General features: G+C 43.6%; 11 protein-coding genes. 2 read left to right on the top strand and 9 right to left on the bottom strand.

The genetic code is table 11. The features are described 5' to 3' along the window. Window positions 1-579 precede the first annotated feature (579 nt). The 4 genes from PHF32_07375 to PHF32_07360 are packed head-to-tail and all read right to left on the bottom strand — an operon-like array spanning window position 580 to window position 4524. A complete protein-coding gene (locus PHF32_07375) occupies window positions 580-1530 on the bottom strand; it encodes a dihydroorotate dehydrogenase (GenBank protein ID MDD4560538.1) in 951 nt (316 codons plus the stop codon). Then, the gene (locus PHF32_07370) at window positions 1515-2300 is read right to left on the bottom strand and encodes a dihydroorotate dehydrogenase electron transfer subunit (protein MDD4560537.1); all 786 of its coding nucleotides are present in this window, start codon (window positions 2298-2300) and stop codon (window positions 1515-1517) included. The genes PHF32_07375 and PHF32_07370 overlap by 16 nt, the downstream gene beginning before the upstream one ends. After that, window positions 2301-3572, bottom strand: coding sequence for a dihydroorotase (locus PHF32_07365; protein ID MDD4560536.1), 1272 nt, complete (start codon window positions 3570-3572; stop codon window positions 2301-2303). A 19-nt stretch (window positions 3573-3591) separates the two neighbouring features. Beyond that, window positions 3592-4524, bottom strand: coding sequence for an aspartate carbamoyltransferase catalytic subunit (locus tag PHF32_07360; protein MDD4560535.1), 933 nt, complete (start codon window positions 4522-4524; stop codon window positions 3592-3594). A gap of 240 nt (window positions 4525-4764) precedes the next feature. On the opposite strand from PHF32_07360, the gene PHF32_07355 reads away from it, so the two are divergent. Both PHF32_07355 and PHF32_07350 read left to right on the top strand, forming a co-directional pair. Beyond that, window positions 4765-5853, top strand: coding sequence for a tetratricopeptide repeat protein (locus tag PHF32_07355; GenBank protein MDD4560534.1), 1089 nt, complete (start codon window positions 4765-4767; stop codon window positions 5851-5853). Between the two features lie 50 nt (window positions 5854-5903). Continuing rightward, a complete protein-coding gene (locus PHF32_07350) occupies window positions 5904-6785 on the top strand; it encodes a DMT family transporter (protein MDD4560533.1) in 882 nt (293 codons plus the stop codon). Here the strand turns inward: PHF32_07350 and PHF32_07345 are convergent. The 5 genes from PHF32_07345 to argF all read right to left on the bottom strand — a co-directional run bounded on the left by PHF32_07345 (window position 6782) and on the right by argF (window position 15609). Further along, window positions 6782-9577 carry an adenylate/guanylate cyclase domain-containing protein gene (locus PHF32_07345; GenBank protein ID MDD4560532.1) on the bottom strand — a complete coding sequence of 932 codons (2796 nt, stop codon included), beginning with the start codon at window positions 9575-9577 and terminating at the stop codon, window positions 6782-6784. The genes PHF32_07350 and PHF32_07345 overlap by 4 nt on opposite strands. After that, window positions 9577-10275 (bottom strand): NAD-dependent deacylase, encoded by a 699-nt coding sequence (locus tag PHF32_07340; GenBank protein ID MDD4560531.1) that lies wholly within the window; start codon window positions 10273-10275, stop codon window positions 9577-9579. Before PHF32_07340 ends, PHF32_07345 begins: the two co-directional genes overlap by 1 nt. After that, window positions 10272-13853, bottom strand: a complete 3582-nt coding sequence (locus PHF32_07335; GenBank protein MDD4560530.1) for a C25 family cysteine peptidase — start codon at window positions 13851-13853, stop codon at window positions 10272-10274. The genes PHF32_07340 and PHF32_07335 overlap by 4 nt, the downstream gene beginning before the upstream one ends. A 180-nt stretch (window positions 13854-14033) precedes the next feature. Then, window positions 14034-14492 carry a group II intron maturase-specific domain-containing protein gene (locus PHF32_07330; protein ID MDD4560529.1) on the bottom strand — a complete coding sequence of 153 codons (459 nt, stop codon included), beginning with the start codon at window positions 14490-14492 and terminating at the stop codon, window positions 14034-14036. A 115-nt stretch (window positions 14493-14607) separates the two neighbouring features. Next, window positions 14608-15609, bottom strand: a complete 1002-nt coding sequence (gene argF, locus PHF32_07325) for an ornithine carbamoyltransferase (protein MDD4560528.1) — start codon at window positions 15607-15609, stop codon at window positions 14608-14610. Window positions 15610-16110 lie beyond the last annotated feature (501 nt).

The following is a 16110-nucleotide window of genomic DNA, read 5'->3' as shown; positions in this document are numbered from 1 at the left end:
AGTTTTGACTTGACTGATTTGGGCTATTCTTAGATAATTCACTTTAACACCTCGTTGTTATTCATTGCCTAAAGCATAAAGCAACAATAATATACGAGGTGTTTTTGTTAAGAAGTATTTTAAGTTATTTTACTGCCTCTCAATCACTTGGGCTAATAGGAAAGATTAGTTGCCTGATAATCTACCAAACGGTTCAAAAGCTTTATTCCTCCTCTGGTTTATCGATACTTGAACCTGATATTATCGGGTGATCATCGAGTGAACACAGGATGATAACGGCTTGATATCAGCTTCAACACTGGATCGAACAAAGGGGAAGAGGAGATGATTCAACCCAAATAATACACTGGAGTAACAAGACACCTATGCTATCTATCTCTGATAAAATAAGGTTAGGGGTGGTTTGGAATCGGGCAAAGCATAGAATCCACTCCAGATATTAAATCCCATTTTACCATTTAACATATAGGTATACAATAAGATACATAAGTTCCAAATGAACTCCACATTATCCGAGTTCAAAAACTCTCGTCGGCCGCTGTGGCATACAAAAATTGCCACCTCATACTTGACATGACACTAGATCTTTACCTTTCCCACAATATCTTCTAGTGCTTTGTGTTCCGTAAGCAGAAACTCGCCCAAGCCCATAATAAGCTCTGGAGCCGCCAAGGGATTAACAAAGTTTGCAGTTCCCAAAGCAATAGCTGAGGCTCCCGCCCATATAAATTCCAAGGCATCACGCCAATCGTATATACCACCCATAGCCAATATGGGAATTCTAACAGATTGTGCTGCTTTATAGGTAAGAGCCAGTGCTACGGGTTTGATCCCATTTCCGGTGTAACCGCCAATCCCCTTCTTGATGCGCGAAAGACCGGTTCGATAGTCAATCGCCATCCCCCACAAGCTGTTTATCAAAGCCAGAGAACTGGCACCGGCAGACTCAGCAGCTTGGGCTATCTCAGCAATATCACTAACATTGGGGCTCAGTTTTACGCATAGCTCTTTTTGAGTGAGATGAGCCAAGTTTTGAACCAGATTAAATACAATGTCCGGATCTGTACCAAAAGCTAAACCTTCGTTTTCAACATTGGGACAAGACACATTGATCTCGTATCCCGCTATACCAGGGCATGCTTCCAATGCCTCCATCATCAAGCAGAAATCTGTGACGCTGGAGCCGGAAAAACTAACGATCAAAGGAATATTCAAGTTTTCTCGATACAGTGGAAGCTTCTCTGTGATGAAGAGTTCCAAACCTGGATTTTGCAGCCCGATAGAATTCAGAAGGCCAGCTTCCGTTTCATATAGCCTGGGTGGTGGATTCCCTTTCTTTGGCTCTTTGGTGATGGTTTTACTTACGAATGCGCCTAAACAGGCAGGATCAAAGAACTCTAGGCTTTCCAGATCAAAAGTACCAGAGGCTACCGTAACCGGAGTTTTCAGTTCCAACCTGCCCAATCTTGTTTTCAGCAGTTCTATGGCATTCGGATGCTGTGTGCACATTTTTTCTAGATCAGTTCCCATCTTACCTCCGCTGAATTGAATACAGGTCCTTCTTTACATACGCGACGATAACTCCAATCTTCACTACTGCCGATCGGAACGACACAACCGTGACATACACCGATACCACAGGCCATATATGCCTCCAGTGAACAATAATGTTCGATCCTTATCTCAGAGCTTGTTTCGGATGCAGCTTTCAGCAAACCTTGAGGCCCGCAGCTATACATGGTATCAATCTCATATTTGATGATGATTTCTTGCAGGTTGTCGCAGACTCTGCCTTTATGGCCTATGGAGCCATCTTCTGTCCAGATTTCATCGCAGGGAAACACATCTCCCTGAGAGGCTCCACCATGCATCCAATAGATCTGATTGTTGTTTATTAGCTGCTTTTGTAAATACCATAAAGGCGGATACCCTATTCCCCCGCTTAACAGCAGGATTCGTCTTCCGGAATACAGTGGAAATCCATTTCCACAGGGTCCGATCAGTTCAAGCGTGTCTCCGGCTCTCAAGCGTGAAAGGGCACTAGTACCGGGTCCCACCTTCTTGATCATGAAGCCAATACGTCCGCCTTGGTTGTCGTATATACTAACCGGCTTAAATAGCTTTGGCATGGCGTGAGCGGTCTGAGCACTTGCAAAGCTCGCCTGGGCCCTGATTTCGTAGAATTGCCCTGGTTTGCCTGCAGCACCCAAAGCTTCATCCCATATCCAGAGAATGAAGTAACCGTCAGATAACTCTTCGCGAAGCTGTATCGCTCGTTGTCGATATAGTGGTTTGTACATTTATATATCCTGATAGCTTATTTTCCCATTCATGAAGGTATACTTTACTCTGGTGGCAAGAGTTTTATCCAACCAGGGCGTATTTTTACTCTTGGACACGATATTTTCCCGAGTAAAAGTGGTGTAGTCTTTCAGATCGATGATACACAGATCCGCTGCTGCACCCTGTTTTAATACACCCCCTGGAAGACCTAGTACTCTGGCTGGGTGAATAGTAAGATTATCTACCAGAGTGGCAAGACTGATCTTTTTGGGGATAACCAAGTTCTCATACAAAACTGCAAATGCTGTTTCGAATCCGATGATACCAAATGGCGCGTGATCAAACTCACGTTCTTTCTCGAAATCGGCATGAGGAGCATGATCTGTTGCTATACAATCGATAAGCCCTTCTTTTAAAGCGGCAATGCATGCCAAGCGGTCATTTTCGCTTCTAAGGGGAGGCTTCATTTTAGTATTTGTATCAAATGTCCCGCATGCTTCCTCTGTGAGAACCAGGTGATGAGGAGTAACCTCACAAGTAACTCGGAGTCCACGCTCTTTCGCACTGCGCACCAATTCCAAAGATCTGGCAGTAGAGATATGGGCTATATGCAAACGGGCACCGGCGCTTTCAGCCAACATGATATCGCGGGCAACAATCACTTCTTCCGCTAAAGCTGGAATTCCAGAAAGCCCCATTTGAGTAGCAATCTTTCCGGAATGAATCTGTCCACTTCCAGCCAAAGCATAATCCTCCGGATGCACGATCACAGGGATGTCGAAATTTGCTGCATAACGCAGGCATGAAAGCATCAAACGAGCGTTCTGAACACATTTCCCGTCATCACTTACTCCTACAATACCTCCGGATTTCATCGTTGCCATTTCACTTATTTCTTCACCCTTGCTCTGTTTGGTAAGGGCTCCGACCACATACACTCTGGCGCTTCCGTGTTCCTTGGCTCTTAATTGTATGTATTCCACTGAGGCAATATTGTCTGTTATCGGCACTGTGTTTGGCATGGCACACACTGCTGTAAAACCACCTTTTGCCGCACTTTTTGTACCAGTAACGATGTCTTCCTTGTAGGTCTGTCCGGGATCCCTCAAATGAGCATGTAGGTCTATAAAACCAGGGAATACTGCTGCTCCAGCAGCATCGATAGTCTTGTCGGCCTTGTCCGAAATCTTTTCTGCGATTAACGCGATCTTTTTTCCATCTATCAATAGCTCTCTTTTCAAGAGCTTTCCATCTAAGTACACACGAGCATTTTTTATAAGCGTTTTCATCGTTATTTCTCCTTCTGCCTTAGGCTTTGCCACCCAAAATCAGGAACATCAGCGCCATTCTGACGGCAACACCGTTTGATACTTGTTCCACTATCACACTATGTTTGCTGTCTGCAATCTCGGGTAAGATTTCTACACCGCGATTCATTGGGCCTGGGTGCATAATCAAAGCGTTTGCCTTAGCGTACTTCAAGGTCTCTTTAGAGAGAACATAATGCTTGCTATATTCTTCCAAACTGGGAAAAAGGCCTTCGGTCATACGCTCCAATTGCATACGGAGACCCATTACAACATCAGCACCATAGAGGGCTCGCCCCAGATCATATTCCACTTTACAACCATATACACTTTCCAGATTTGCCGGCATCAGGGTTTTTGGCCCGCAGACTGTTACTCTTGCTCCCAGTTTACGCATTCCGATCAGGTTTGATCGAACAACCCGGCTATGGAGAATGTCTCCTACAATAGTAATGTTCAAACCCTTCAAGTCTCCGAGCTTTTCCCAGATGGAGAATATATCCAGCAGAGCTTGAGTGGGATGAGCATGCCGGCCATCCCCACCGTTAATCACTGGTTTTTGGGAGTATTTGTGCACAAGCTGAGGACTTCCAGGTGAACTGTGGCGGATACAGTAGAGATCTATTCCCATTGCATTAAGAGTATATACTGTATCTTGTAGGCTCTCTCCCTTTTGAAGAGAGGATACACTGGCCTGAAAACTCACAACATCGGCAGATAGACGATTGGCCGCAAGTTCAAAACTCATACGGGTTCGGGTGCTGTTTTCTACGAAGAGTGTGCAGATAGTTTTACCGCGCAGTGTCGGTATCTTTTTGTACTCACGGGTATTGATTTCTTTCATGCCCTTTGCTGCTTCGAGAATATACATAATCTCTTCACGTGAGTAATCGTCCAAGTCGTAAACGCTACGACCTACAAATTGAGGATTCATCTTTGCTCCTTTCAAGCTCACTGGCGTTGATTAAAGGTATAATTTGTGTCACTTTGGAGATCATGCTGTATTCGTCAAGTACAAAATAGCGTTTTCGATACGTGTTCCAATTATCTTGTTGTAGTGCATGAATATACAAATAGTCCTGTTATCTATGTTCGATATGATCGATAAAAAGGGCTTGACTTATTCTGCCATGCATTTTTTATTGAAAGAAAAGAATAGCACAGGAGATTCCTTATGAGAAAACTCATTATAGTCTTGCTGGCTCTGGCATTAGGTCTGGGCGCATGCAGCAGCGCCAGGCAAAAACTGAGCCCTCAGGCAAATGTGAATGCCAAAACCGCAGGTGTATATTACGCACAGCAGAATGTGGAAAAAGCAGAAGAATTCTACCGTAAAGTTCTACAGACACATCCCGATCATGCCCTATCCCTACGCCGCATTGCGGACATCAGCCTGCATAAAGGTGAAAACTTCCCCTTACAAGCTGTACAATACAATAAAGAAGCCTTTGAGAATTATAGTAAAGCTCTTGCCATATATGAAGGATACGAGAATCTCAGCAACGAAGAGAAACTGGACATCAGAGATATGACGCGCCGTCGTGATAGTGCCTGGACCAGGATTTACCGTGCTGGTGACGCAGCCATTACTGCTGGAAACACACAGGAAGCCATGGAAATTTTTGTACTCGCCCACGAGCTCAGACCGGATCGTTACGAACCGATGATCCGCCTAAAAGACATCTATCAAAAAGAGCTAAAGGATGATGCAAAAGCTGAAGAGATTCTCTTGAGTCTGATCCAGCAGGATCCAAACAACCAGGACTACATCCTGGAAACCGGTGCTTTCTACTTCAACATGAAGAACTGGACCGAAGCCACAAAGTACTTCGAGAAAGCCAGAGTAAATGCTCCAGCCAACACAGACAACCTCATGAATCTCTCCTATGCTTATTATGAGATGGAACAATACGCTAAAGCCCTTGAGACCATACAGGCTGCACTTGACCTGCAACCCGGCGACGTTGACATTATCCAAAATGCCAAGGATATCGCTTATCGCGCTGGCAACAAAGAGCTTACAGCTACATACTTGAAACAGCTCATCAACCTTAGATCAAATCAAGAAGACTATGCTCAACTTTGTATGCTACTCAATGATCTGGAGAAGTATCAAGATATGATTGATTATGCTCAAAAATGGTATCAATGGGACAACACCAGCGAGGATGCAGTTCAGTTCATCATTCTGGGTGCTGCTAAGACTCAGAATACCTCTCTACAGGAGACTTTTACCAGAATACTGCAGTCTTTGAAAGGATAACAAGCTAAAGCTTATGCAAGGGGTGACCCAGTCACCCCTTTTTTTGTGCCATGAAGAAACAAAAGCTCAGCTATATATATGCGGCATTTGCCATCCTCGCATGGAGTAGTGTGTCCACAGCTTTCAAACTGGGATTGAAGCACTTGAATCCGGTAGGATTATTATTGCTGTCCTCCATAGTTGCTACGTTGTTTCTAGCTTCATATAATGCTGTTACCAAACGGGATTGTTTCCGCAGTTTTAGCAAGAACATCATGCGTTCATTCCCAGCGGGATTATTGAACCCATATTTGTATTATATAGTTCTATTTACAGCATATTCACGTTTAAGGGCACAGGAAGCGCAATCTCTGAACTACACTTGGGCATTGGTACTTCCTCTTCTATCAGTTCTGCTGTTAGGAGAACGTTTCAGATGGAAGGATTTGTATACACTGCTAATCAGCTTTGTTGGTGTCTTGCTCATTTCCACCAAAGGAAAACTATTATCCCTGAGCTTCGATGATCCTTTGGGAACTGCTTTGGCTTTGGGTTCTTCGATAATATGGGCTTTGTATTGGATTATTAGCCTAAAAGACGCGCGAAGTAACTCCATTAAGCTATTCTACAATTTTCTGGCAGGTACTATGTTTGTCTTACTTCATGTGATAATTGGCAAGATAGGTGTCTTTAGATCTGATTTTATATTGTGTCCTGCCATATTGCTGTCTTTATGGGTAGGTATATTTGAAATGGGGCTTACCTTCATTCTATGGTTGAAAGCATTGCAATTAGCAGAGAACACAGCCCGTATCTCAAATTTGATCTTTCTAAGCCCCTTTCTCTCGATGTTCATAATATCCGGGGTATTGAAGGAGCAGATTCATATCGCCACAGTACTGGGATTGATACTCATTGTGGGCTCGAATCTATTACAGAAAAGTGGCTCTTAAACTTGTCCAGCAATCTTTTGCTTGCAGATTTCAACAGCTTTCCTGCTCCGCTCGATTTCTTGCTTGTTACCTAATTGCTCTTTTAGTGCCAGACTGCGTTCATAGAATGACAGCGCCGATGCATAATCATGCATTTCATAATATACATTTCCCAGGTTTCCCAGAGCTTGAATAATTTCCAGTTTGTCATTCATTTTGGTAGCCAAATCCAGCTTTTGATTCAGCCAATCTGATGCCTCATCCAATCTGTCCATATTCAGGCAAGTCCAGCCGAGATTGCCCAAGGCTATGGATTCATCCTTCAGAAACATACTTTCCCGGCTTAACTTCAAACTGTTTTCGAAAGCTGTATATGCCTTGTCCCCCTCTCCTTGTTCCAGGAAAATTAAACCCAGATTTGAGTGAGTTTTGGCTTCCCGTTGTATCTCCCCCATTTCGCGGGCAAGCTCCAGGCTCCGAAAGTGATAATCCAGAGCTTCAGGGTAGTTCTCATGATGTTGATACCATATTCCCAAGTTACTTTGTGCAACGCAGATCTGCAGTTTATCATCTATTTGAGTAGCAACTTCGTAGCCAGCCTGAAACTGTTTCAGAGCAGTATCAAAATCCCCGCTGTAGAAAGCAGCTATACCGTTAAATCGATATATTTCGCACATCAGAGAGCTTTGGGGAACTGCCAGTTTGGTAGCAGATTCTATATATTCCGTTGCATCCGCCCATTTCCCCGTCATCCAGAGGATATCGGCCATTCTCACCATTAATTCGCATTTCTCTTGATCATCTTCTGAATACTCCAGGAGCTGGCATCCCAGTTTCAGGGCTAGGGAATTGTCGTAAACTTTTGCTGCCTTATCAATTCCCTGCTTCAGATACGGAATAGCCTTTGGGAAAATCTCTGCTTTTACATAGTGATCTGCCAAAGTAAATACAAAGTCGTCCAGATTGCTGGAAAATACGTTCTCTATGGCTGTTGCGGTCAATTCATGCAGCATCTTTCTATTCTGATGCAATAGAGTTTGATATGCCACTTCTCTGGTGGTTATGTGTTTGAAGAAGTATGTGGAGAAGTCAAAGCCCAATAGCTTCATGATCAACGAGTGTTCTTCCAACTGCCCCAGAGTGCTCTCCACATTCACAGAATCACGGAGCATGGATTCAACCTCACGCAAAATCTCAACAAAGAATTCATTTCCAATTACTGCTGCTTTGTGCAGGATTAAACGCATGTTTGGGGGAAGGTTATCCAAACGTGAAAGAATAAGAGCATGAAGATTTCCGGGTACAGGATATTCGTCCATATCAGTTTTTGGCAGATTCCCGATGTAATTGCACCACTCTTCCAGATAAAAAGGATTCCCAGCAGAAAGATCGATCACCAGCTGCAGTGTTTCATCGCTAAGCTTTTTACTGCCAGCATAAGTTACTAAAAGCTGAGTTATCTTTTCCCGATCAAAAGCTTTTAACTCCATCTCCGAGAAGGACGGATGACCGGTAATCGACTTGAGAATAGAGTAATCCAGCCTATATAAAGCCAGAATCAGGATTGGGGGTTCATCTATATGAAACCTGTCCAAGATAAAATCAACAGCTTGTGCACTCGCATCATCAATCAAATGAATGTCATCCATGATAATGATGATCCTTTTACCTTGTGCCCTTGCTTGATTGATCATAGCAAGCATAAGAATCTCGATCGCCTGTAAAATATGATTCAAAAGGTCTTTTCCCTTTTGTTCTATGCGTGGATCTGGGATCCTAATCTCCATCAGCAGAGCTATTAATGGCAGACAGTCCAAAATATCTGCTGGATTCTCTGCATTTGTTGCCAAATCTTTTAATCCGGATGTAAGTAATTCTTTTTTTTGCAGAGCTGCGATGTTATGCTTGATCTGGAAATAGTTCTCGAACATACGGGTAAAAAGATTGAAAGGACTGGGGCTAATGGGCGAGCAATATCCCTTTAATATCAACGTATCCTGTTTTCTGGCGCAGAATTCATCCAACAATCTGCTTTTACCGATCCCTGCATCACCCTTCAATCCTACAATGCGTATGCCTTTTTGGGATTCCTGGAATGCAGTCTCCAATATCATCATCTCTTCTTCACGACCGATAAATTCTGTAGTGGTGGATTTGAAGCTTTCCGACTTTTGCCCTAGCACCAGCCAGCAATCTATGGCTTCATCCATCCCCTTTACCTCTACAGGGCCGTGACTTTCAAACTCGAATATATTTTCCACCATAAGCATAGTTCGCTTTGGCATCATGATTCGATTGACGGGAGCGTTGCTTTCCATCCTGCTGGCCAGGTTCACTTGAGGCCCATATACTGTGAAATCACCTTCCCGGGATTGACCTACTTTCCCCACGGATACCATGCCAGTATTTATACCGATGCGCAAGCCCAATTCCACGCTTTCGAAGCCTGCTTCTCTGTTCAAAAGCTTGTTGTAGAGTCTCAATTGCTCCTGCATCTTGATAGCGGCAAGTACACACCTTTGGGTGTCCTGTTCCGATGCTTTTTTGGCACCAAACAAAGCCATAATGCCGTCGCCCATATACTTATCCACAAAGCCACCATAGAAGGTAATACAACGGCTAAAAATCTTCATGATCTCGTCCATCTTACCGTGAATCACTTCCGGTTCAAATAGATTTGATATATTGGTGAAGCCTTTGATATCGGCAAATAGAACCGCTACTTCACGAAGCTCGCCTTCCTTTAAACTCTTTTTTTGCTCCTCTGCATCTTCGCTAAGGAAATCCGGACCAAAGAACAGGGTGTCTTCCATTATAAACTACCTATCACTTTCTCCACCAATGGCGGAATCAAATCCCCAGATTTACCCTGAAAGAACTCATCGATAAAATTGAAATTATCAGGTTTATCCAAATTAACGGCTATGGTATGCGCACCAAAGTACTTTGCTGTCATCACAAAGCCTGCAGCAGGAAACACAGTGCCGCTGGTTCCTACCACGATAAACACATCGCAATTCTTCAGTTTACCTTCGATCTCATACAGATAATAAGGGATTTCCCCAAACCAAACAATATCAGGTCTCAGAAATCCACTACACTTCGGACAAAGGGGCACATCCATATCCAGATCAATCTCATCCAACTGATATCTACTACGGCAAGATACGCAGAAACAACTCTTCAAGCTTCCGTGCATCTCGTAGATTCTCTTGTTACCGGCTTTAGTGTGTAATCCGTCTACATTTTGTGTAATCAGATGGAAGTTATCCCCCAAGGCATCTTCCATCCTTTTCAAGGCAAGATGAGCCGGATTTGGATCTACATTGATGCTGTCTCCATATCGTTCCTTATAGAATCCCCACACGAGCTTGGGATTCTTCTGAAATCCTTGGGGACTAGCCACATCTTCCACGCGATGATCTTCCCACAATCCCCCGGAATCTCTAAAAGTCCGGATGCCGGATTCAGCACTGATTCCGGCACCGGTTAGAACAAGGTATTTCTTCATTTCATTAGGATCATTTTCTTGGTCTGGGTTATACTCTCACACTTAAGTCTATAACTATAGATACCACTTGCCACAGGATGACCATTTTTATCGCGGCCATCCCAGGTAAACACATTTTCCCCGGCAGGTACTTCACTATTTACCAAATCTGTGACCAGTTGCCCCTTCAGGTTGTAAATACTCAAGCGGACTTTAGCAGATTTTGGTGTATAGAAACTGATATTGGTGTTGGGATTGAAGGGGTTGGGGTAGTTTTGCTTCAGGCTTATCTGAACAGGTGCAGCAATGGCTTCATCGGAATCACTGGTAGATTCCACTCTAACGTCGTCTATGTACCAACCTTCACCTGCCACGTATCCATCGCTGCCAAAGACAAATCTGAATTGAGCAACTCCGGTGATGTTACCCAGTTCAAAAATTGCTTCCTCCCAGCTAAAAGATCCGGAATAGACAGGAGTTCCAGAATCAAAAGGAGAAGCTGGATTGTTATAAATCGTTTTCGGATAGCCACCTACAGGCTCTATAGAACTCCAGCCACCACCATTGAGAGACATTTCCACCAAACCTCCATCCCAAGCTTGGCTGGGATAATCGTCATGATCCTCGGCATCCATCCAGTGCCAAAATTTCAATACACTCCCGGGGTTTACTGCCAGTTCCGGAGATATTAGTGCACCATATCCTGATGAAGTATAACTCGACAAATCCTGGTTTCCAAATTTCATAGACCAGGAACCATCTGGAGTGTTATTTCGTTGTGAACTGCGATGCCATTGATTTGTAAAGCCCTGTTGAAGCTGAACCGATTCCCAGTTTTGTTGATCTGCCTCAAAACCGTAGTTTATCAAACCAATGCTCACTTGGAACCTTCCATCAATTGCGTTGCCATTTTCAGCTGCAATAACATAGCTCAGAGATAGTGATGATCCGATTTCAGCAGTATCAGCCACATGTACATCAAACACCTGATTATACGATGTAGTCCCGCCTCCGGGCACCGGATCAAGAACCAGTTCAAAAACGTCTGTAGTCAATTGTGGGTCTTCCGTAAACACTAATATAAATGGTGTAAGAGCATTTCCGGTACCAGTGTTGTTTAGTGTAAAGCTGATAGATGCGGTATCTCCGGGCATTACATACAAATTGCTTCCGGTTACACTATAACTGCCAAGGCTAAGTACAGGGGCAGCAAGACGTAAGTTGTGAAATGATTCTGTTTCATAACCATCGAAGCTTGCATTGAATACCAGGGTAGCTTGAGAATTGTCCGCAAAAGAGCCCATCACACGGATCTGGAAAGCATCATCTACTATCAAGCTATCACCGGCACTAATGCTTTCGAATGCATATGTCCCCTGTAATATCTCAATATTTGATGAGGGGCTGTTGAGGGTAATCACGCCAGGATTTTGTTGATCTATCAAACCCATATTTTTGATCGTGGCTGAGATGCCCAATATATCTCCGGTATGGATCAGACCGTCTTCATCGGAATTGCTTACGTTCCAGCATACGATATAAGGCATATTGTTAGCAGTAACATATACAGTATAGTCATATGGATAAAAGTTTGGTGCTGTAATGTAGATCTGATAGTTACCTGGTACAAGGTTTTCTTCCAAAACTATGTTAAATACACCAAATTCACTGGATTCACCTTCATAAACAACTTCTTCGCCATGCTTTATTCTGATAAATGAGTTTGGGGCATTGGTCACAATTTGGTATGAATTCAAACCCACCATCCAGGAAACGGGCAAGTTTACACTCATTGTTTGGGGACTGTCGCTCCAAACGCGGGTAACTGGACAGCCAAACAGATTGGTTTCATAGGTAACCCAATACATTACCAAATTGTCGTATATGAATGGTATGTTATCGATCTTGGAATCCACCAGAGTATAGCCCAAATTGTGGATGTTTTCTCCGAAAATGGCATCTATGTATTCTCGATGGAAGTATTGACTCGCTCCATCTGTGGAACCTTGCATACCCCAGCCATAGCGAGAATGAGAGATCATACCTGCTGCTGCAGTAGCTATCGATGTGAACTTCTCACTGATACAATCCGCAGTATATTGACCAGCTGTGGTCTCTCGGTTGTCAAAGCTTCCGGCATAACAACCTTGAGTGAAGTAGATTGAGTAGTTCTCGGTCTGACCGTTATTTGTAATTTCAGTATCGGATACAAGGTTGTTTGAGAGCCTCATGTTGTAGGTAGTATTTGAATGCCCCAGATGATTAACCAAAGTTGCACCTTCTGACAAAAACGGTTTTATCTCAGTGCTACCCCATGCATCGGAATAGCCATAAGTTCTATCGTACAAGGTACTGATATCCCAGCTTGTTGGTACTCCTACTGTGGTGTAGCCATGTGAGCTGGATCCCCCAATCATCTCATCCATATAGTCTCCACCCCAGGTAGGACCGTCCCATAGCCATTCTCCCACAAATGCGGCGCTGGTTACCTGTTCTTCAACCGGGAGGATTTGGTACAATGTGATTTTATTAATTTGATTTGCAATCTCAATATCGTTGTTATAGCATATCCTGCCGATGGCCAATTCCGGAGCCAGGTCAGCTTCCATCACTTCACCCCAGTATTGGTCATTATCGGTATTCCAATTTCCGTCCAGACTAGAATAATACATATCTGCAGGGATATCGCTATCTCTTTCACTACCAGTACCCATATCTACGATAAACCCCCGATGTGGGATCAAATCCGTGTCTCCACCCAATAGTACAAAACGTAAGGGGTTACTTTCATACACACTGATGATATAATTCCTTATCTTTTCCTGCAAATCACTGCCAGCTTGTGAAGCAGCGATCTCGGATATTGGTTTCATATACACTGAAAGCCCCTGGTTTGTATATAAATTTTCCAGAGGTTCCCAATTGCTTACCTTGGCTTCATCCACTATCATCAAGTACTCAATACCAACAGTTCGGTCGGAACGATATGATGGCACTGCATAATGGTTATCCACGCACTGCATCAGACGTTGAGAGACGAAAGCATCTTTCTTCAGCAATCTGGTGGCTTCCCGAGCTCTGGTGCTGGGCTGATACTCAATCTCTACCACAGCACTTTTATAAAAAACAAGTTCATTTTGTTGAGGGTAGTACTCAAAAGGTGAAAAAGATCCAAATGCTATGGGATGACCATTCATAAATTCAGTTCCAAAGCCTCTCTCAGGATTTTGGGGATACACATCATCAGAGTTGTATATTTGGGGATTTGGTTTGTCTGTTTTCTCAATGATGGTATGAGAAAATGGATATTGTCTCTGCACTGGAGCTACGATATCTTTCAGAGAATAGATTACCGGACCATCTCTGCGAACTGTTATGGAAATAGCTTCATTGGCTTCTGGAAGCAAAAGACTGAAGCCAAAATACGGTAAATCGGGTTCTCCCGGTTTCCCAATATTCTTTGCTCCATCTAGTTTTACAATGGTGCCCAAGGCTCCTTCTTGTATAACTGGAGTATTCATTTGATAGTGTTGGGTAATTCCTGCTGCCATGAACACTGTCAGCATCGACATAGCAATTGTCAACAATAGAGATTTCATAATAATACTACCTTCTCAATTCATTTGTTTTTCTCTCTATTGAATAACAAGCAAGCAGTATTCCAAAGCTGCAATTATGTGTAATCGAGTAGGGTGATGCTGGATGATCAAGTCCAGCATCATCCCTCTCACAGAACCGTGTGTACGGGTCTCGTACACGGCTCCTGATAATCCTTGTAATTACTCAACGTAGCTAAATAAAACACCGATCTTGATACTTGTTAAATTAAATAACTTCATCTCTTTGAACCACTTGTTGGGAAGAGCAAAACTCATATGGAAACAGGCAGAGTTTCTCCATCTCGTCATAGATATCTTCGGACATTCGCCTTTGAAGCCATTCCTGCGTAATTGTTTGTGGAAGGCTTTCCAGCTCTTCCATTCCCGCATCTTCTTCATCCGCAATCGCCTCCGTATCCATTCCATGAGATCACTAAACAAGCTTGCGCAGTTTGCCACACGGAAGTATTGTCCCCACCCTCTCAGGCAGAATGGGAGTAAGTCTTTCTTTAGGGCTTTCCCACTTTTGGCAAGGTTACCCACTCTACCGACCAACTTCAGTTCGCTTGCGCTATGTTCCATATTCCCACTGCTTCTTACTTCAGACCCTGCCGTTGCCAAGAGCGCCCTTGATCTCATGTTGACTTCCCGCTGGTAAGGCGTCAGGACTTCTTTCAGTCCATCGGCGCAGAAAGCATTCTGGGCAAACAAAAGACCTCCTTTGGGGAGGTCCTCACACGATATTTATAATATTTTATTGGCCCAAAGTTGCTACCATCACTGCTTTGATAGTGTGCAGACGATTTTCAGCTTCGTCAAAGACCACTGAGTTTGGCCCTTCAAAAACATCATCGGTTACTTCCATTGCAGTAAGTCCAAACTTGGCATGGATTTCCTTGCCAACCCTAGTGTTCAGATCGTGGAAAGCAGGAAGACAGTGCATAAACAGAGTATTAGCATTGCCTGTTTTCTTCATCATATCTGCATTTACCTGATACGGTTTCAGTAGTTTAATGCGCTTTTCCCATACACTATCCGGTTCACCCATCGAAACCCAAACGTCTGTATAGATCACATCTGCACCTTTCACGGCTTTAGCGATATCATCTGTAATGGTAATCTTTGCTCCGCTTTCTTTTGCAGCTTCTTTACACTTGTTCAGTAGAGCTTTTTCGGGAAACAATGATTTCGGGCTTGCAATTCTGAAATCCATCCCTGTCTTCGATGCGCCTATCATCAGTGCATTGGCCACGTTATTCCGACCGTCCCCTGCGTAAACAAACACCATCTCGTTCAAAGCTTTGTTCAGATGCTCCATAGCTGTTAGAAAATCTGCAAGCACTTGGGTGGGATGATCTTGGTCGGTTAGACCGTTCCAAACCGGAACACCAGAGTACTTGGCCAATTCTTCCACGATCTCCTGACCGTATCCGCGATACTCGATTCCATCATACATTCTTCCCAACACACGGGCTGTGTCGGCAATGGATTCTTTCTTTCCCATTTGACTGCCGGTAGGACCCAAATAGGTAACATGAGCGCCTTGATCCAGGGCTGCGACTTCAAAGGCACATCTGGTTCGCGTGCTGTCTTTTTCAAAGATCAAAGCTATATTCTTTCCTTTCATGCGTTGCACTTCGGTTCCGGTGTATTTAGCTTTCTTCAGATCCATAGCTAGATCCAATAAGTATTTTACCTCTTTAGGACTGAAGTCCATAAGGGTAAGGAAGTGTCTGTTTCTTAGATTAAAAGCCATGATTAGCTCCTTTTCATTTTGATTTTTCTTATGAAATCCATTTTTAATAAGCCTGCAAATTGGGCAAGCCTTTTCCCTTTGTTTCCGCTTTTCTATCTAGTATCATGTCAAGCATGAGGTGGCAATCTACGACTTGCCATAACGACCGAAGGGAGCCTTTGGATCATTCTCCTCTTTCCCTTTGTTCTATGCAGTGTTGAAGCTGATATCAAGCCGTTATCATCCTGTGTTCACTCGATGATAACCCGATGATATCAGGTTCAAGTATCGATAAACCAGAGGATGAATAAAGCTTTTGAACCGTTTGGTAGATTATCTGCCATATTCGAGTTTAACGGTCCAGTAGACAAGCGACATTCGTACCTTGACGATTCACTAGTAGATCGTTCTATTAATTATGTTGCGTAATTAGGGTTATCGATTATCTTCTCACTATCAAAGAAAACATTGTGGGAGATATCAATGGGAAAGCCAAGTACACGAGCCAAGATAGTGATGACT

The organism is Candidatus Cloacimonadota bacterium, assembly GCA_028706475.1.
In the GTDB taxonomy this organism is placed as follows: Bacteria; Cloacimonadota; Cloacimonadia; order Cloacimonadales; family Cloacimonadaceae; genus UBA5456.
The sequence above is the reverse complement of the archived record's forward strand: the minus strand, read 5'-3'. Positions and strand labels throughout refer to the sequence as shown.